Origin of the sequence: Desulfoluna sp., assembly GCF_030145185.1 — a bacterium.
In the GTDB taxonomy this organism is placed as follows: domain Bacteria; phylum Desulfobacterota; class Desulfobacteria; order Desulfobacterales; family Desulfolunaceae; genus Desulfoluna.
On sequence record NZ_JAQYWB010000020.1, the window covers coordinates 67,532 to 86,204 of the forward strand.

An 18,673-nucleotide genomic window follows, 5' to 3' on the forward strand; every position below is an offset into this window, starting at 1 on the left:
TGGCGACTCCGGTCGCCATGGCTGTATCTGAAGCCCGGAATCAGGGAGTTCATCGCCCAAAGATTGAAGCTTCCTTCAGCTGTCTTTTTTGGCAGTGGCAATCTAAACATCATGAGTGAGTGGGTTGCTGACTTATAAGCGATTATAAATATGAGTGAATCTTCAGTCAAAATGGTGGTGGGCCTTGGGAATCCGGGTGGCCGCTACGAAAGTACACGGCATAATATTGGATTTCGGGTTATTGATCGGCTGGCAGCGCGTCTCGGTATGTCGGTAGCTCGCTCTCGTTTTAACGCCCTCTATGAAAAAGGACGGCTTGAAGGGCAGGAGCTGATTCTTGCGAAGCCTCAATCCTTCATGAACTTAAGTGGGAAGCCTGTTCAGGCCCTGGCGGATTATTTTGATATCGAACCCGCCGAGATTCTTGTGGTTTATGATGAGATTGATTTGACCTTTGGTCGTCTCAAGATTGTCGCCCAGGGGGGACACGGTGGACACAATGGGGTCCGCTCCCTGATTGACACCCTTAAGGTCAGAGATTTTGCACGGATTCGCATGGGTGTGGGGCGTCCCGACCCGCGGATGGATGTCAGTGACTGGGTTCTCGGTCGATTCTCTCCGGAGGAGGCCGATTCTCTCGACCCCTTTATTGATGGGGCCGCCGATGCGGTGTCCACCATTCTTACCCAGGGTCTGAAGATGGGAATGAATGCATTTAACTGCGTGAAATAGCTTGGCTTGATTTTTTCCGCGCAGGGAGGAAGGAGCGAATGGAAAATCTACCGATGGTGGGTATTTACGCGGGCCTTCTGGGGGCTGCCTTCTCTTTTGTTCTTGCGCTCACGGTGCGTGGGCACCTGCCGTGCCTTCCGGTCCTCCGAGGGTCGGTTTTTGCGGCCTCTCTGGGGTCGTTTTTCCTTCCTTTTTTTTCTTTTTGTCTGTTCCCCACGAGCCGTCTTCCGTCTTCTTCCTTTTTTGATCGTTTTTTTCTGCCTCACCTCGTATTTCCTGCGTTTTTTCTTCTCAGTTTTGTTGTTGTGTCTTCGATTCGCTGCCTGTGTGGGGATTACCGCGTCGTCTCTGGCGTGCCGATTCCAGGGGTCGCGTCGGCGACTGTATTTATATATATTAAGAGGCCTTTCTGCTTTCGGTCTGTTCTGTCTAAAATGGGATTTATAACCTTGCGTACCCAAGGTTCAACTATGTGACAATATAAAGATCCACGTTTAACAAGAGAAAGGAAAAATTATGAGCATTTATGTAATTGGACACAAGATTCCTGATTCAGATTCTGTTTGTTCTCCCATTGCCCTGGCGTATCTCAAAAATAAGCTGGGTGAAGACACGGTTGCGGCTGTTCAGGGTGGCCTGAACCCCGAGACCACCTTTATTCTTGAAAAATTCGGTGTCGCTGCTCCGGTAGAAAAGACCTCTTTTGCGGGGGAGTCTGTTTACCTTGTAGACCACTCCGACTTGGCTCAGAGCCCTGATGACCTGAAAGAAGCCAAGGTTCTTGGGATTGTGGATCACCACAAGCTCGGCGATGTGACCCCCTCCGAGCCCCTCGAGTGCTGGATCCGTCCGGTGGGTTGTACTGGTACCATCGTTAAAGAGATGTTCGATGCCAACGGCATTGCCGTTCCCAAGGACATCGCCGGCCTGCTGCTCTGTGCTATTTTGAGCGACACCGTGATCTTCAAGTCCCCCACATGCACTCCCAAGGACAAGGAAGCTGTGGAAGCTTTGGCCAAGATTGCCGGTGTGGATGACGTGGTTGCTTTGGGTATTGAGATGTTCAACGTCAAGTCAGCGGTTGCCGGGACCTCTATCCGTGATCTCGTCATGCGTGACTACAAAGATTTCAATATGGGTGGCAAAAAAGTGGGCGTTGGGCAGCTGGAAGTGGTTGACCTGGCCATCTTTGATGACATCAAGGCCGATCTTATGAAAGATATCAAGGCTCTCAAGGAAGAAGGGTCGCGTCACACGGTGCTGCTCCTTCTGACCGACATTATGAAAGAGGGCTCTGAGATGCTGATTGCCTCTGACGATGCTTCCATGGTTGAAAAAGCATTCGCTGGTCAGTCTGCAGACAGCAAAATGTGGCTTGAGGGTGTTCTGAGCCGCAAAAAGCAGGTTGTGCCCAACCTTGAAAAAGTATTTGCATAACGGACAAATAAGGACACAGGGGTGATTTCAGCCGGCGTTTGCGGCGGGTTGCTCCATGTTCTGAAGGGTTTTAAAGGGTTGCCTTCATGATGAGGGCAGCCCTTTTTTTGTCGGAGCGGGTTCCTGGAAGGCACATGGTGGGGATTTTTTTCGCTGACAGGTCCCTTTGTTCTTTTTTGCAGGGGGGGCTTGCCAGGGAACGGTCATACCTGACGGATCCCTGGAAAAGGGGGCGGCTAAAGATGTCAGTGGGTCTTTGTGGAATTTTTAAGGCCTGATGTGCCGGAAAACATTTTCATTTTAGTGGGTTGTTGGGCAGGGGGAGTTATCTTTGATATTGATAAAAATATGCATGTATGGTATATTTCCGAAGATGACATATTACCAGCTACATTTACCCTAATTTACTATTTGACTCGACGATTGCATACGACGATTTGAATCTTCTGTCAATAGCAATGTTCAAATTTCTTGGATAAAGCTCTTGATGTTGTCGTTCGAGTAGCAACAGGTGAGGACATGGGACATACAGATACTCTGGAGTTTCAAGTAGGTGACCTCGCGGTATATCCGGCACACGGTGTGGGACGTATCGAATCCATCGAAATCAAAGAAATCGGTGGAGAGGATATGGCCTTTTACATTATGAAAGTCCTTGAAAACGGCATGGTGATCATGATTCCCACAGCGAATGTGGAATCCGTTGGTCTCCGGCGTGTCATTGAGGAAAATGATATTCCCAAGGTCTATGAAGTCATGACTCAGAAACGGGAATGTGCCTTTGATAACCAGACTTGGAACCGCCGTTACCGCGAATATATGGAAAAGATTAAAACAGGCTCTCTCTTTGATGTGGCGGAAGTCTTCAGAGATCTTTTTCTTCTGCGTTTGACCAAGGATCTCTCCTTTGGGGAACGCAAGCTTCTCGATACCGCTCAAAGCTTGCTCTTGAAGGAACTCTGCATGGCCAAGCAGAAGGACGAGAAGTTTATGATGAATGAAATCGAGTCTCTTTTCAGTGATGAAGGGATGACTGGCACACAACCTGAATTGACGTAAGCAGGCCATTGGTGACGATAATCGAAAGTGTGGATCAGCAAGGCGCCTGTTCCGTGACGGTTTCTACCGAAGATCACGGACGGCGCCTTGATCTGTTTGTGGCAGAGAAAGGGCTGGCGCTTTCACGCAGCCAGTCCGCTTTTTTTATCAAAAACGGCTTTGTCACCGTAGATGATGACACGAAGAAGCCCAAGCATAAGGTGCGCGTCGGAGAGTGCGTGAGGGTGGTTGTTCCTGAGACCAAACCCTGGGTGGTGACACCTGAAGCGATTGATCTCGACATTGTTTATGCCGATGACGACCTCGTGGTGGTCAATAAGCAGCGGGGGCTGGTGGTGCATCCAGCACCCGGGCATGAGTCGGGGACCCTTGTCAACGCGCTCTTGCATCATTTCCCCCATATGGACGGCATCGGCGGAGAGCTTCGCCCGGGGATTGTACATCGCCTGGACAAAGACACCACGGGTCTCCTGGTCGTTGCTCTCAACCATAAAACCCATCTGGAGTTGACGCGCCAGTTTAAGGAGCGGGAGGTGGTGAAGCGGTATCAGGCCCTGGTCTATGGGGAAGTGGCTGAGGCGTCGGGTATTATCAACCAGCCCATCGGTCGCGATCCAAAGGACCGAAAACGCATGGGGGTCCTCTCTTCTGCGGGCAGGGCCTCGGAGACCCATTACTCGGTGGCGGCCCGTTACCCCGGGGCGACGCTCCTGGATGTCAACCTGAAGACAGGCCGAACCCATCAGATTCGAGTCCATATGCATTGGCTCGGTTACCCTGTGGTGGGGGATTCGATTTACGTCAGGCGTAAAGCCGATCGGGGGTTGTCTTCAACGCCCGAGCTGAAAGCAGCCATTCAGGGCCTTCCCGGGCAGCTTCTCCATGCCCGTACCCTAACCTTTTGTCATCCTCGTACAGGCCGAAAGACGTCCTTTAAGGCCCCTTTGCCTGAAGATTTTACAGAGGTGTTGTCTCTTTTGGGACCCTGACCCGATAAAAATCTGTCAAAATGAGGGCCGTGTCATTTTTGCGTGAACTGCGCAGGAACACGGCCCTCTTTTTTTTGGGGCGAGGGGGCTGGCGGTTTTCGAAAGGGGTGTGCCTGTTTTTTTTATGGCAGAGGGTCTCATTTTCCTACTATGCCTTGCTATTTTAGTGATTTATTTTACGACTGTCTTAATCTTCATTCTATGTTTCGTCTCGTGGTTTAGACTCCTTTTTTTCCTTGTGATCCATGTGAGAGAACACCTCTTTTTTTTTCTACGTTTCCTCCTTGAAAAAGGCCTTGACATCTTTTTGCTCTGCGACTAAGCATGATACAGAAACATAAGACATTTCGAGTGATTTTCCGTTCCTTGTTAGGGTTATTCAAGCGCGATGACAGTGGCGGCCATTTGTGGTCACACTGTTTGATTCATGGGGTGATGCAAGGCTCTCTTCGGCCTGGTAAAAGCATCCACCGTTCCCGAAAAAAGATGTTCGAATAGATGGGGTTACCTGGGTCCACTACTTTCTTCAGTGTCGATATATAACTAAGTTTGCGAAACGGTAAGAGAGGTAGCTTATGAGTTCGGTGTTAGCTATTGATTACATGTATGTCATGTTTTTTATTTTCGGCGGGTTGCTCACCGCCTTCCTTCCTTTTGTCATCGCCTGGCTTATTCGACCGAAAACCGTTGTGACAAATCGCTCTCACCAGACGTATGAGTGCGGCATCGAGCCCTTCAACCAGATGTGGGATTACCGCTTCGGTATCTCATACTACCTTTATGCCCTGATCTTTCTCGCCTTTGATGTGGATGTGCTCTACCTCTTTCCCGTGGTTACGGTTTTTGACAGAGTCTCTGCCGTGCGGGGGGTCAGTGAGTTTTTTATCTTCATCGGGATTCTCAGCCTCGCCGTGATCTACGCGTGGACCAAAGGGGTCTTTACCTGGGAGAAGAAAAAAGCATGAAAGAGATCGAACGCTACGCACAATGTTTGAAGGACGAGTCCGCGGCCACCTCCCGGGAGGTGCCGGCCGCCAAGCTTCTGGAGTATCCCCTGACCCGCCAGGTGTTGGCGGTGTGCCAGGCCAACTCGCTGTGGCCCATGACCTTCGGACTGGCCTGCTGCGCCATCGAGATGATGGCAACGGGTATGGCCCGGATCGACATGGCCCGTTATGGCGCCGAAGTGTTCAGGCCATCGGCGCGTCAGTGTGACCTTCTGATCGTTTCGGGCACGGTCACGAAAAAGATGGCCCCGGCCTTGATTACCCTTTATGACCAGATGCCCGCTCCCAAGTGGGTGATCGCCATGGGGAACTGTGCCATCTCCGGTGGCCCCTTTAAAATCGAGGAAAATTACAACGTGATCGAAGGGGCGGACAAGCTGATTCCCGTGGATGTTTATGTCCCGGGGTGTCCTCCCCGACCCGAGGCCCTTATCGAAGGCATTTTAAAGCTTCAGGAAAAGATCGCCGGTAAGCGGTACCCCTGGCCCCAGCGCCCCCATAAAAAAGAGATTAAAATTCATCCCATTCCCTGATTTGACGGCGCCACAGACGCGTCAGATGACTTGAGAGGTGCAGCGTGAAGAGCAGTGAAGCGATTTTAAAGCTGATGGAGGCGGGATTTCAGGCGGAATCCGTGGATGTCAATGGGGTGGGGTACCATGTCCGGGCGCACGTTGACGCGGAGCAGGTGCGCTCCTTTGCCCAGTGGCTATTGGCTCAAGGGTTCTTCATCGATTTTCTTACCGCCGTGGATGCCTCGCCCCGCATCCAGATGATTTATCAATTTGCTCATTACGATCACCCCTGCCGGATCAATGCGAGGGTCCCTTTGCCCGATTCCGGTGCCATCGACACCATCAGCGATATTTATCAGGGTGCCGACTGGCATGAACGGGAGACCCGCGATTTTTTCGGGGTCCATTTCTCCGGGCATCACAATCTGGTGCCTCTGATTCTCTGCGATGAAGACAAAGATTTAAAACCCCTGTTGAAAAAAGAGGGGGACCGAAAATCCCTGGAAGAGATCGGGTGGGCGGACGTCCCCGCCGCTGATTAACAGAGCGCGGACACTGCGAATCGATTGACCCGGGAGTCGAAACCCGGGAACCCCCATTTACTCAAAGCCGGCACCGGCCCATAGGATTTGCTTTCTCGGGATGAGGGGCAAAGGCGATTGGCAATCGCCAGGTTTTCGCGGCGTTTCAGTCATAAAAACGATCCGCCCAAGCCCCCTTTATTCATGCCGAATCCGGCCACATCATCAAGGTGGAGCAGCGATGGCAACCAAACTGGAAAGAATGGCCGGTTCCAAACACCGGTTCCTGCTCAACATGGGTCCCCAGCATCCAAGTACCCATGGCGTCCTGCGGGTCGTGCTGGAGATGGACGGCGAGTATGCCATGGAGCTGGATCCCGTCTTGGGCTACGGGCACCGTATGCATGAGAAGATGGCTGAGGTGAGGCCCACCAGCGGATTTTACCCCAACACCGCTCGCATGGACTACCTGGGTGCGATTCTCTTCAGCCACGGGTATGTGGGGCTCCTGGAGCGCATGGCCGGAGTGGAGGTCCCCGAACGGGCCGAGTACATTCGGGTCATCACCGCAGAGCTTAATCGGATCTCAAGTCACCTGGTGGGGATTGGGGCCTATGTCTTAGATCTCGGTGCCTTTACACCCATTTTGTATGCCTTTGACGACCGGGAAAAGATTCTCGACATCCTCGAAGCGATCACGGGATCGCGCCTTACCTACTGCTATTTCCGCGCCGGGGGTGTCTCTCGGGATATCGACGATACCTTTATTCGTCGAACCCGTGAGTTTATTGATCGGATGCGGAATCGCATGCCCATGTACCACGATCTGGTTACCGATAACATCATTTTCCTTAAACGAACCAAGGAGATCGGACTCATCGATCGGGATATGGCCATCCGTTATGGGCTGACTGGCCCGGTCCTTCGCGGATCCGGCATCGCTTACGACGTCCGTAAAAGCGAGCCTTACTCCATTTACGATCGCTTTGATTTCGAGATCCCCACCGGAGAGAACGGGGACTCTTTTGATCGCTATCTCGTTCGCATGGAGGAGATTGTGCAGAGTCTTCGCATTATTGAGCAGGCCTTGGACGCCCTGCCTGATGGCCCGGTGATGGCCAAAACCAAAAAGATAAAACTCCCTGCCGGGGAGTGTAACTATACTGTGGAGGCAGCGCGTGGCTCCCTCTCTTACTACCTCGTGGGTGACGGGAGTGATACCCCCTACCGTTTGAAAATCAGGGTGCCCTCCTACGCCAATTTAAGCCCCCTGCCCGAACTGTGTCGAGGGATTCTTCTCTCGGATCTCGTGACGGCTATGGGAAGCCTTGACCTGGTGATACCGGAAATCGACAGGTGATTATGGATACGATGCAAATGACACTCTATGACGTGCTGCGAATGGTGATCGCCTTTTTACTGGTCATCACGATTGTGTTTATCAACGCGCTGGTGATGGGTTACCTGGAGCGGAAGGTGGCGGCAAAAATCCAGAGGCGCTGGGGACCCATGGAGGTGGGGCTTCAGGGATGGCTTCAGATGGTGCTTGACGGGGTGAAGATCATCGCCAAGCAGCTCATTGTCCCACGGGATGCGGATCGCGTGGTTTTCAGGGTGGCTCCGCTGCTCTCTTTCACCCCGGTGGTATTGCCTTTTCTGGTGCTGCCCTTTGCAAAAAACCTCGTGGGGCGGGATATCAATCTCGGCCTGATTTTTATCATCGCCGTCTCCTCCATCAACGTCCTCTCCATTTTCGTGGCGGGCTGGGCCTCCAACAACAAGTATTCGCTCTTCGGGGCCGTACGGTCGGTCTCCCAGAATATCGCCTACGAAATCCCCATCCTGCTTTCGCTGTTGTCGGTGGTCCTGATCACCCATACCTACAGCATGCAGGGGATCGTGGCCGCCCAGGGGACCGTCTGGTTCTGCCTCGTGCAGCCGGTGGCCTGCCTGATTTATCTGGTCTCGGCCACGGCCGAAACCAACCGGGCACCCTTTGATCTTCCCGAGGCAGAGAGTGAACTGACCGCCGGCTATCATACTGAGTACAGTGGCTTCGGGTTTTCGCTCTTTATGATTGCCGAGTACGCCAACATGTTTATCGTCTGCGCCGTCGCCACGGTTCTCTTTTTCGGCGGCTGGCACGGCCCCTTCAGCGGAGAGTACTTAGGTGTCCTCTGGTTTCTTCTGAAGGTCTTTCTCTTAATGCTCACCATGATCTGGGTTCGCTGGACCTATCCCAGGGTGCGGTTCGATCAGTTGATGAACCTCGCCTGGAAGTACCTGATCCCCTTTTCATTGGTGAATCTTCTTTTAACCGCCTTGATTGTGAAATGCATATGAGTGGATATTTCAGCGATCTGATAACCGGAAGCAAGAGCCTGCTGGTGGGCTTGGGGGTCACCCTCAAAGCCCTGGTCAGCCCCGTGGTGACGGTGCAGTACCCGCGGGAGAAGATTGATGTGAGCCCGGCTTTTCGTGGCCATATTGACCTGATGAAAGACGAGACAACCGGGACCCATCGGTGCATCGTCTGCCTCTCTTGCATGAAGGCCTGTCCCTGCCAGTGCATTACCGTGGAAGGGGAAAAGCAGGAGGGGGTCAAAGGTAAGGTGCTGACCCTTTTTACCCTGGATTTCACCAAGTGCAGCCTTTGCGGGCTTTGTGTGGAATCGTGCAAACCCCACGCCATCGATTTCTCCGATGAATACGAGCTGGCCGGTTTCTCCCGGGAAGAGTTTTTCTACGATCTTTTGAAACGCGTAAAGGAGCGGGCATGAATCTCATGATGGAGGTCCTCTTTTTCGGGTTTGTGGTGTTGACCATGACCGGGGCACTGCTGGCCGTTCGCGCGAAGATTCTGATGCATGGGGTCCTGGGACTTGCGGTCTCCCTTCTCGGCGTGGCCGGACTTTACCTCTACCTGGGGAGCCCTTTTTTGACCCTCATGCAGGTGCTGATCTATGTCGGCGCGATCTGTGTGGTCCTGGTCTTCGGCATCATGGTGGGCTACACGCCCAATGAGGTGGCCGAAAAAGTGCCCATGGGGAGAAACGCCCTTCTCGGGCTTTTGGCCTCAGGGTCTGCCGCTTTTTTTCTTATGGTGATGGTTCTCGGGCGCACCCACTGGGTGCCGGCGGCCCATCGGGTGGGGGATTTTTCCATCGAGCATGTGGGGGAGAGCCTGCTGCTGACCTGGTGCCTTGCCTTTGAGATGATTTCCGTGGTGCTTCTCATTGCCATTGTGGGTGCCATTATCCTGGCCCGGGGCGGGCGTGAGGAGGGGAGCCAATGATGTTTCACGCCAACCTGAACACCTATCTGATGCTGGCGCTTTTTCTTCTGATGACCGGTATCTACGGTATGATTCGACATAAAACTTTTATCGGCATGCTCATCTCCACCGAGCTGGTCTTAAATGGGGCGGGGTTAAATTTTATGGCCTTTAACAAATTTTTGGCTCCCGATCCCGCCGTGGGGCAGATTTTCACCCTTTTTATCATGGGGATCGCAGCTGCTGAAGCCGCCATCGCCATCAGCTTCATCCTGGCCGTCTACCGTAAATTTTCCACGGGCGATCCCCAGGGTGTGACGGATCTGAAAGGATAAGGCCCGCAAGTGCATTTGCAACTCGTCTTTGAGTCGGCACACCCAGACGTCGGAGTTATTCCGGTTAAAGTCAATTCGTGAATTGACACGGAAGCACCGATAGCTCATGCGCTTGCGACACCCGTTGTCACCCCTTACCCGTCTCGCGAATGCGGACGCGAGGTGCCCAGGGTACCGCCAGCCGTAGAGCATTCGCAAACCCGCTTTCAAGGTGGCACCACCTTGCCGCCGGAGGCAGACACTAATCATATAAGGCTGATTGAAGATGATTGAAACGACTCCCGGTATGTTGATCCTTACCGCCATTATTCCCATGGTGGCGGCCTTTCTGGTGATGATCTCCGGCAAGCGGCCCAATGTTCGCGAGGCATGGTCGGTGGTGGGGGCGGTCTTGACCTTTGCCTCGGTGGTGAATCTTGCCCCGCGGGTGCTGTCAGGCGAGGTTCTGCGTTACACCTATGCGCAGCTCCTGCCCGGGATCTCCGTGACCCTGAAGCTCGATGGCTTGGGGCTTATTTTTGCAGGCACCTCCTCCTTTCTCTGGATTCTGGCCGCCTTCTACTGCATCGGGTACATGCGGGGCTTGAATGAGCACGCCCAGACCCGGTTCTACGTCTGTTACGCGGCGGCGGTGGGTGGAGCCATGGGGGCTGCCTTTGCCGGCAACCTGTTTACTCTTTACCTCTTCTACGAGATTGTCTCCATCGTCACCTACCCTCTGGTGATGCACCATCAGGATGAAGAGGGGTATGAGGGGGGCAAGAAGTATATCATCTACCTCTTCTTTACCTCCAAGGCCTTTCTCCTCTCCGGGATGGTGCTGGTTTACCTCACGGCAGGAACCCTTGATTTTGCGGACGGCGTCCTGACCGGGCTCTTCCCGTCAGAGACCGGAAAAATTCTGGTCATCGTCAGTTATCTTCTCTTCCTCTTCGGTTTCGCCAAATCCGGGATCATGCCCTTTCACAACTGGTTGCCCTCGGCCATGGTGGCTCCGACCCCGGTCTCCGCCCTGCTCCATGCGGTGGTGGTGGTCAAGGTGGGGGTCTTTTCCACGGCACGCGTCATGCTCTCCGTTTATGGGGTGAACCTTCTAAACGCTTCGGGGTTGGGGCTCTTTACCGCTTATTTTGTGAGTTTTACCATCATCTGTGCCTCGGTGATTGCCCTGACCAAGACCAATTTAAAGGCCCGGCTTGCTTACTCCACCGTGAGTCAGCTCTCCTATATCCTTCTCGGGGTGGCCCTTTTGACCCCCTCAGGAGTGACCGGCGGCCTGGTGCACATCACCAACCACGCCTTCTCCAAGATCACCCTCTTCTTTTGCGCCGGGGTCATCTTCGTCGTCTCCGGGAAAAAAGATATCCGGGAGATGGGGGGGCTAGGCTATCGCATGCCCTGGACCATGGGGGCCTTTGCCCTGGCCTCTCTTTCCATGATCGGCGTGCCCCCCGTCTGCGGTTTCGTGAGCAAGTGGTATCTGGCCGTAGGCACCCTGGAGATCCACAACTGGATTCTTCTGACGGTGCTTCTGGTGAGCAGTCTGCTGAATGCGGGATACTTTCTTCCGGTGGTGATCAAGGCCTTTTATGGCAAGCCTCTCCCCGAAGATGAGGGGAAAACCGGGAGCCTGGAGAAGACACCCATGGCCCGCTTCATGGTGGTTCCGCTCGCCATCACGGCACTTTGTTCTCTGCTTTTCGGGCTCTACCCGAATTATTTCTTTAAAATCATCTCGGTGCTGGATACTGGCTTTTTTACCGGGTTAACGCAAGCTACAGCGGGGTTGTAAATGGTCAAGATCATTGGGTTCCTCCGGGATAGGTCCGGCCTGTTGAAATGGCTCTTTTTTCTCTGGCTGGTATGTACTGTCGTTTTTGATGTCATGGCCCTCCGGCATGAGCCCCACTTCTTTGGGGACACCATCATCGGTTTCTGGTCGGGCTTTGGGCTTTTGGGATGCCTTGCAATGGGCTTTATCTGCAAGGGGATCTATCACCTCTGGCTGATGCAGGATGAGGACTACTATGACAAGTAATGCGCTATTGATGCATCCGGCCACCTGGTTCATTCTGGCGGCGCTCCTGATGCCGGTGTTGAATCGAATTCACCCGATGCTGCAAAAATTGACCCTGGTGATGGTTCCGGCCCTTTCCATCTTCCTTATCTATCATCTGCCCGAGAGCTTCGGGACGGTGACCTGGATGGGCTTTGACCTTGTGTTCGGGCGGGTGGACAAACTCACCTTTGTCTTCCTGAACGTCTTTACACTCATGGCCTTGATTGGCGGTTTTTACTGCATGCATGTGACCGAGAGTGGGCAGCATACGGCGGCCTTTCTCTATGTGGCAGGTGCCCTCGGGGTGACCCTCTGCGGGGACTACCTCACCCTGTTTGTCTTCTGGGAGCTCATGGCGTTTGCCTCGACCTTTCTCATCTGGTACCGCAGAAAGAAAAAATCCATTGACGCCGGTTTCCGTTATCTCCTCGTGCATACCACCGGGGGGCTGATTCTTCTGGGCGGCATCCTGCTTCGGTATCGGAATGTGGGGGTTGAGGGGCTTGCCTTCGAGCAGATCGCCCAGGACGGGGCCACCCTGGCCGACTATCTGATCATGGTCGGATTTATGCTCAACGCCGCTGTGCCTCCCATCCATGCCTGGCTTCCCGATGCCTATCCGGAAGCCACGGTGACAGGGGCGGTGTTCATGTGTGCCTTTACCACAAAAACCGCAGTTTACGTTTTGGCTCGCGCTTTCCCCGGTTTTGAGGCTCTGGCGATTCTGGGCGCGGTAATGGCTCTTTACGGGGTCGGCTACGCGGTGATTGAAAACGACGCCCGGCGGATCCTGGCGTATCACATCGTCAGCCAGGTGGGCTACATGGTCTGCGGCATTGGGATCGGAACGGCCATGGCGCTGAACGGAACCTGCGCCCACGCCTATGCCCATATTCTTTACAAGGCCCTGCTCTTCATGGGCGTTGGAGCCGTGCTGGAGATGACCGGCAAGTCAAAACTCAACGAATTGGGCGGGCTGTGGAAGACGATGCCCTTCGCCCTGGTCTTTACGGTGATCGGGGGCATCGCCATCTCGGGTTTTCCCCTCACCAGCGGGTTTATCAGTAAATCCATGATCATCGCCGGGGCGGGCGAGGCCCACAGGCCGGTCCTTTTGGTGATGCTGACCCTGGCGTCTGTGGGGACCTTCCTGTCGGTGGGCATTAAGTTGCCTTACTTTATCTGGTTCGGCAAAGACTCCGGCGTCAAGGGCCGCGAGGCCTACTGGAACATGAACCTTGCCATGTGTATCGCCGCTTTTTTCTGCCTCTTTCTGGGGTTCGGGCCGGGAACCGCGTGGCTCTATTCCATGCTGCCCTTTGATGTGAATTACCATCCCTACACCTCCTATCACCTCTCCGAGACTCTTCAGATCCTGAGCTTTACGGGGCTGGGCTTTTACCTCATGGTGAAAAAACTCACCCCCGAAGATCACATGAGCCTCGATCTCGACTGGTTTTATCGGAAAGGGGCCAAGGGGTTCATGTGGCTGGCGAAACATCCGGTTCACGCGTTTAACGAATGGATGGATACCCTGTATCGTACCGTCGGTACCCCGTTGACCCTGGCCTTGGCCCGTCTCTTTACCTGGTTTGATAAAGAGGGCATTGATTTTACCATCGATGGGTCGGCCCGCCAGGTGGTGGAAGGCGGGAACAAACTGCGGCAGATTCAGACAGGGCAGATTCAGCAGTATATCGGCAGCGCCGTGGCCGCAGTCTTTGTGATCCTGGCCGCCGTGCTGCTGCTGGTGTGATCGCGGGAATGGCTGCGAGGCCATTGTTTTTAGGGGTACGGCCTGACCGTACCTTCGTCATCTGACTTTAATGGACAGCGGGAACGTATGGAAACCTACCTCATCGCAAATACCCTTGGTTATCCGATTTTATCGACCCTTCTCCTGCTTCCTCTGCTGGGGGGGCTGGTGGTCTTTTTTCTCAAAGGGGAGAAGATGCTTAAGGCGTGGGGGCTCGTGGTCACGACGGCAACGGCCGTGCTCTCTTTGCCTCTATTTACGGCCTTTGACAGGGGGACGGCCCTCTATCAGTTCGCCGAAGTTTCTCACTGGTTTCCCTTTCTGGACCTGAGTTACGTGGTGGGGGTGGACGGGATCAGCGTGCTGCTCGTGCTGTTGACCTGCTTTATCATGCCCTTGTGCGTGCTTTGCTCCTGGAATTACATCAAAGAACGCCACAAGGAATTTATCTGTGTGATTCTTTTGATGGAGACCGCCATGATCGGGGTCTTTGTGAGCCTGAACCTGGTCCTCTTCTTTGTCTTCTGGGAGGCGATGCTGGTGCCTATGTACCTACTTATCGCCGTCTGGGGCGGGGAACGACGGGACTACGCCTCCATCAAGTTTTTCTTGTACACCCTGTTGGGCAGTGTCTTTCTTCTAGTCTCCATCGTCGCTGTCTACATCAAGTGCGGGACCTTCTTTATCCCGGCCCTCATGGATGTGGTGTTCTCCTTTGGCTTCCAGGTGTGGATTTTCCTGGCCTTTACCCTGGCCTTTGCCATCAAGGTCCCGATGTTTCCCCTGCACACCTGGCTCCCGGCGGCCCACGTCGAAGCCCCGGTGGCGGGATCTGTGATCCTGGCAAGTATCCTTCTCAAGATGGGGGGGTACGGATTTCTCCGCTTCTGCCTGCCCATGGCCCCTGCCGCCACCCTCTACTTCGTGCCCTGGCTGGTGGCTCTCTCTCTGGTCTCGATTGTGGCAGGGGGCTATCTCGCCCTGGGGCAGACCGATATTAAAAAATTGATTGCCTATTCCAGCGTGGGCCATATGGGGTTTGTGACCCTGGGGATTTTTCTGCTTTCCACCAGCGGCATTCGAGGGGCCATGCTTCAGATGATCAACCACGGCATCGTCACCGGTGCCCTCTTTATCCTGGTGGGCATCATCTACGAGCGAACCCACAGCCGTGAGATCGATGACAACAAAGCCCTGGGCACGCTGATGCCCGCCTATGTGACCTACCTGGTCCTCTTTTCCCTGGCCTCCTTCGGCTTTCCGGGGACCAACAGCTTCGTGGGGGAGTTTCTCGTTCTTGTGGCGGCCTTTGGCCAAAGCAACTGGGTGGGCGCTTTCGCCATCCTGGGAGCCATTCTGGCGGCCGCCTACATGCTGCGGCTTGCGCAGAAGATGGTGTGGGCCGACTCCGATGGGCACGGCCACTCCCCTGAGGATGACGATCAGGGGCACGCTCTCTGGGATCTGAACCTGCGGGAGTTTCTGACCCTGGGGTTTCTTCTGGTCTTCGTTTTCTGGATCGGCTTGAACCCCAAACCCCTCATGAATGTCATGGACACCAGCATCACCCATCTTCTCGAACAGGTGGATGAGGGGCGGCAACAGTTGGATGAGGGCCACCACGGAGCCGCTCATGGCCTGGCGTTGGTCGATGAGCATTGATGGGTGTGACAGCAGCCCGTCGGACGTTTTTGTCAGTCCGGGTTGCTTTTGGCTACCGAAACATTTTGTCCGGCATGTTTCTTACGAACAAGTGACCTGCCGGAGGCAATTTTTAATGGATACTATGACGATGTGGGGATTGGCCAGATGAACATGTTGATTTTTCTGCCTGAACTTGCGCTGATGACCATGGCTCTGGTGCTTTTTTTCGCCAGCTTGGCGTCTTGGGATTTCAAACGCCTCTACGGGCTCACCCTGGCCATGTCGGCCACGGCGGTGGTGTGTGCCGTGGCTTCCTGGGGACAGGAGGGGACGCTCTTTTTCGGGGCGTATCGGGTGGATGCCTTTTCTCAGCTCTTCAAGATCTTTATCACCATGGGCCTTTTTGTCGTGCTGGCCATGGGGGAAGGCTTGTCCGGAATCGAAAAGCGGTTGCAGCCGGAGTATTTTTTCTTTGTGACCGTCAGTTCCACAGGGCTTGTTTTTCTCACCAGCGCCGTGGAGCTAATCACCATCTTTATCAGCCTGGAGGTCTCCTCCTTTGCCCTTTATGTGGTGATTCCCTTCCGGAAAGCAGGAGCACAGCATCGGGAGCAGATGGAGGCGGGCATCAAGTACGTTCTCTTCGGGGCACTCTCCAGCGGCATCTCCCTGTTCGGCATGAGTTATGTCTTCGGTCTTGCCCATACCACCTATCTGTCGGAGCTGGCGACGGTGGTGCCCGGACTTCTCACCTCAAGCCCCATGCTCATCGTCGGGTTGGTGATGATGCTCGCCGGGTTCTTTTTCAAGCTGGCGATGTTTCCCATGCATTTTTGGGCTCCGGATGTGTATCAGGGGGCGGCCAATGAGACCGCCGGTTTTGTGGCCACGATTCCCAAAGCAGCCGCCGTGGCCCTCCTGATTCGTTTTATCTCCCTCGCCGGAGGGGTGGACCTGGGTGATTTCAATTGGATCCTGGCCGCCTTTGCGGTTTTTTCCATGGTGCTCGGGAACCTGTCAGCCCTGGTGCAGGAAGACGTCAAGCGGCTTCTTGCTTACTCCAGTATCGCCCACGCCGGGTACGTCATGGTGGCCCTTCTTTGTGTGAACCTTCTGGGGTTTTCCACGGCTATTTATTACATCGCCGGGTACATGATGATGAACCTCGCCTGCTTCTACGTGGTCTATCACGTCGGGCAAGACGGGGAAAATGTCACCCTGGATAATCTGGCAGGGCTCTACAAGCGGTCTCCGCTGCTCGCCCTGGTGCTTGCTGTGGGAGCCTTCGGCATGGCCGGTATCCCTCCGACGGTGGGTTTTTTCGGTAAATTCTTTGTGTTTACCGCGGCCATCCAGAAGTCCCTCTACGCCCTGGTGATCATCACGGTGATCAATGCAGGCATCTCCGCCTTTTACTATTTGAAACTGGTTCGCGCCGCGTATTCCCCCGTGAAGAATCCCGGTGAGACCCTTACCCTTGGCAAACCCGCCTCTCTTCTCGGGGTGGCCCTCATGGCCGCCATCCTTCTGGTGGGTATCTTTCCTCAGTTTTTTATGGAAGTGGCCGAAAAAGCGGTGGGAACCCTGATGTAAGGTTGCAAGAAAAAGATAAAAGGACAAAAAGCAATGCCTCCGGCGGCAAGGTGTGCCATCTTGAAAGCAGGGTTCCGCTGGGCTTTGCCCCTCGTTCCTCGGGTCAAATCCCAACGGAATTCTGGGGGGCCAATATTAGGAGTATTTATTTCCAGTCGCCCTACCGTTTTCTACTCAACTCGTGAAATATCAGGGTTAGACGAACGCCGCCGAGTCTTCGCAATCCCGCTCTCAAGGTGGCACACCTAATCGCCGGAGTTATTCCGGTTAAAGTCAACGGCTGAGTTGGATTCTGCACACCTAAAGCTCATGCACTTGTGATGCACTGTGCGTTTTCTTGCACTTCACGCGAATGCGGACGCATTTCAGGCGGAGTGGCGACTCCTGATGCGCATTCGCAAACCCGCTTTCGAGGTGGCACACCTCGCCGCCGGAGGCTGCTTTTTATTCCCTTTGTTTTTTCCCTTCTGTTCCTTTCTTCCCCCCTACCTTTTTCCCTACCCGTTTCCCCGTGGTGTCTCTTTTTGCATATGAGCCAGTTGGCGTGTGAGGTCGTTCATCTCGGCGCGCCAGAAGTTGTCGCTGCCCCAGTCGGGAAAGAGGGTTTTAAACCGATAGTCCTTTCTCTGACGGCTGCACCAGGCGAGAAAATAGATCATGCGCATGGCGCGCAGGGGCTCGACCAGCCAGAGCGTTCGATCGTCGAAATCACGGAACTGTTCATAGCCTTCCAAAAAGAGGTTGAACTCGCGTCTGCACTGGTCCACCCGGTTGGGGAGGAGCAGCCAGATGTCCTGGACGGCGGGACCGGTGGCCATGTCGTCGAAGTCGATGATGAGAAGGCCTTCCTGGTCGCGGGAGAGAAAGTTCTTCAGGTGGCAGTCGCCGTGGAGTCGGATGATGTCCGCATCCGGGACGGCATCAAAGGCCTGGGAGGCGATGGTATAAACCGATTCCAGAGTCGGTTTGACTTCCTTGAGCATGTGGGCAGGGATGTCGGTGCCTGCCAGCAGCCAGTCGATGTCATGGCGTAAGGACTGTTCCGGATGGAGATGAACCCGGTGGGGGCTTGTTCCGGCGGCGCCTGTCATATGCACCCGGCCGAGAAGGGTGCCAACCCTGCGCCAGTCCTCATCGGTATTGAGTTCCATCTCCCGACCCGAGCGTTTCTCAAAGACGGCAAAGACAATCCCGCCGACCACTCCCAACGTCCCTCCACCGGCCAGGGGCAAGGGGGGCACCACAGGAATATCGTTTTTAACGCAGTCCATCATGAAGCGGTGTTCTTCTTCGATGGCTTCTTTGTTCCAGCGGCCAGGGCGATAAAATTTAACCACGTAGCGTTTGCCTGAAAACGCCAGGAGTTCGTACACGCGGTTGATGTAGCTGGGCAAGGGGGAGGTGAGCCCGGTCAGGCGTTCGCCTATTTCCTTTTCCACAGCGCCCAGCAGGACGTCCGGGGTCAGGGATGAAAAACCATCTTCTGGATAGGGGGTGTCATCTTTCATAAGCGTACGTATACCAGATATTGCTCATGGAGAAAACAGCGGCCTCACCCGGATATTTCATGAAAAAACAATCGGGACTAAGGAATCATTCGTAATGACCGTTCTTTGCCGTAATATTTTCAGTCGTTTCAAAAATGCAAAATGTAATCCACGGTATTCTGTTTGATTTTCTCACCCTTCGGGCGAGCCGGGTGCACTCATCTGCCGCGTTATCAGAGCCTTGAGGTAAACCACTACATCTTCA

General features: G+C 54.2%; 18 protein-coding genes. 17 read left to right on the forward strand and 1 reads right to left on the reverse strand.

Features of this window, described 5'->3' with window-relative positions; translation table 11 throughout:
* Positions 1 to 150: 150 nt before the first annotated feature.
* The 17 genes from pth (at position 151) to Q1Q75_RS08590 (ending at position 16,921) form a co-directional block, all read left to right on the forward strand.
* Positions 151 to 732 carry an aminoacyl-tRNA hydrolase gene (gene pth, locus Q1Q75_RS08510; RefSeq protein ID WP_300669264.1) on the forward strand — a complete coding sequence of 194 codons (582 nt, stop codon included), beginning with the start codon at positions 151 to 153 and terminating at the stop codon, positions 730 to 732.
* 516 nt (positions 733 to 1,248) lie between these two features.
* A complete protein-coding gene (locus Q1Q75_RS08515) occupies positions 1,249 to 2,169 on the forward strand; it encodes a manganese-dependent inorganic pyrophosphatase (RefSeq protein WP_300669267.1) in 921 nt (306 codons plus the stop codon).
* A 519-nt stretch (positions 2,170 to 2,688) separates the two neighbouring features.
* The gene (locus tag Q1Q75_RS08520; RefSeq protein WP_300669312.1) at positions 2,689 to 3,228 is read left to right on the forward strand and encodes a CarD family transcriptional regulator; all 540 of its coding nucleotides are present in this window, start codon (positions 2,689 to 2,691) and stop codon (positions 3,226 to 3,228) included.
* An 11-nt stretch (positions 3,229 to 3,239) separates the two neighbouring features.
* Positions 3,240 to 4,217 (forward strand): RluA family pseudouridine synthase, encoded by a 978-nt coding sequence (locus Q1Q75_RS08525; RefSeq protein ID WP_300669270.1) that lies wholly within the window; start codon positions 3,240 to 3,242, stop codon positions 4,215 to 4,217.
* Positions 4,218 to 4,792: 575 nt separating this feature from the next.
* The gene (locus Q1Q75_RS08530; protein ID WP_300669273.1) at positions 4,793 to 5,182 is read left to right on the forward strand and encodes an NADH-quinone oxidoreductase subunit A; all 390 of its coding nucleotides are present in this window, start codon (positions 4,793 to 4,795) and stop codon (positions 5,180 to 5,182) included.
* A complete protein-coding gene (gene nuoB, locus Q1Q75_RS08535; protein ID WP_300669275.1) occupies positions 5,179 to 5,757 on the forward strand; it encodes an NADH-quinone oxidoreductase subunit NuoB in 579 nt (192 codons plus the stop codon). The genes Q1Q75_RS08530 and nuoB overlap by 4 nt, the downstream gene beginning before the upstream one ends.
* Positions 5,758 to 5,801: 44 nt before the next feature.
* Positions 5,802 to 6,281, forward strand: a complete 480-nt coding sequence (locus Q1Q75_RS08540) for an NADH-quinone oxidoreductase subunit C (RefSeq protein WP_300669277.1) — start codon at positions 5,802 to 5,804, stop codon at positions 6,279 to 6,281.
* 220 nt (positions 6,282 to 6,501) lie between these two features.
* Positions 6,502 to 7,620 (forward strand): NADH-quinone oxidoreductase subunit D, encoded by a 1,119-nt coding sequence (locus Q1Q75_RS08545; protein WP_300669280.1) that lies wholly within the window; start codon positions 6,502 to 6,504, stop codon positions 7,618 to 7,620.
* Positions 7,621 to 7,637: 17 nt separating this feature from the next.
* On the forward strand, positions 7,638 to 8,603 hold the full coding sequence (nuoH, locus tag Q1Q75_RS08550) for an NADH-quinone oxidoreductase subunit NuoH (RefSeq protein WP_300669282.1): 966 nt from the start codon (positions 7,638 to 7,640) through the stop codon (positions 8,601 to 8,603).
* Entirely contained in the window at positions 8,600 to 9,040 is a 441-nt protein-coding gene (locus Q1Q75_RS08555; protein ID WP_300669284.1) for an NADH-quinone oxidoreductase subunit I, read from the forward strand. Before nuoH ends, Q1Q75_RS08555 begins: the two co-directional genes overlap by 4 nt.
* Complete coding sequence (locus Q1Q75_RS08560; RefSeq protein WP_300669286.1) at positions 9,037 to 9,555, forward strand: NADH-quinone oxidoreductase subunit J; 519 nt, start codon at positions 9,037 to 9,039, stop codon at positions 9,553 to 9,555. The genes Q1Q75_RS08555 and Q1Q75_RS08560 overlap by 4 nt, the downstream gene beginning before the upstream one ends.
* On the forward strand, positions 9,552 to 9,869 hold the full coding sequence (nuoK, locus tag Q1Q75_RS08565; protein WP_300669288.1) for an NADH-quinone oxidoreductase subunit NuoK: 318 nt from the start codon (positions 9,552 to 9,554) through the stop codon (positions 9,867 to 9,869). The genes Q1Q75_RS08560 and nuoK overlap by 4 nt, the downstream gene beginning before the upstream one ends.
* A 265-nt stretch (positions 9,870 to 10,134) precedes the next feature.
* Positions 10,135 to 11,661, forward strand: coding sequence for a monovalent cation/H+ antiporter subunit D family protein (locus Q1Q75_RS08570; protein WP_300669291.1), 1,527 nt, complete (start codon positions 10,135 to 10,137; stop codon positions 11,659 to 11,661).
* The gene (locus Q1Q75_RS08575; protein ID WP_300669294.1) at positions 11,662 to 11,907 is read left to right on the forward strand and encodes a hypothetical protein; all 246 of its coding nucleotides are present in this window, start codon (positions 11,662 to 11,664) and stop codon (positions 11,905 to 11,907) included.
* Complete coding sequence (locus Q1Q75_RS08580; RefSeq protein WP_300669297.1) at positions 11,897 to 13,684, forward strand: Na(+)/H(+) antiporter subunit D; 1,788 nt, start codon at positions 11,897 to 11,899, stop codon at positions 13,682 to 13,684. The genes Q1Q75_RS08575 and Q1Q75_RS08580 overlap by 11 nt, the downstream gene beginning before the upstream one ends.
* A gap of 87 nt (positions 13,685 to 13,771) precedes the next feature.
* Entirely contained in the window at positions 13,772 to 15,346 is a 1,575-nt protein-coding gene (locus Q1Q75_RS08585) for a NuoM family protein (RefSeq protein WP_300669300.1), read from the forward strand.
* A 147-nt stretch (positions 15,347 to 15,493) separates the two neighbouring features.
* A complete protein-coding gene (locus tag Q1Q75_RS08590) occupies positions 15,494 to 16,921 on the forward strand; it encodes an NADH-quinone oxidoreductase subunit N (RefSeq protein ID WP_300669303.1) in 1,428 nt (475 codons plus the stop codon).
* A gap of 497 nt (positions 16,922 to 17,418) precedes the next feature.
* On the opposite strand, the gene Q1Q75_RS08595 is transcribed toward Q1Q75_RS08590, so the two are convergent.
* Positions 17,419 to 18,429 carry a serine/threonine protein kinase gene (locus tag Q1Q75_RS08595; RefSeq protein ID WP_300669306.1) on the reverse strand — a complete coding sequence of 337 codons (1,011 nt, stop codon included), beginning with the start codon at positions 18,427 to 18,429 and terminating at the stop codon, positions 17,419 to 17,421.
* Positions 18,430 to 18,673 lie beyond the last annotated feature (244 nt).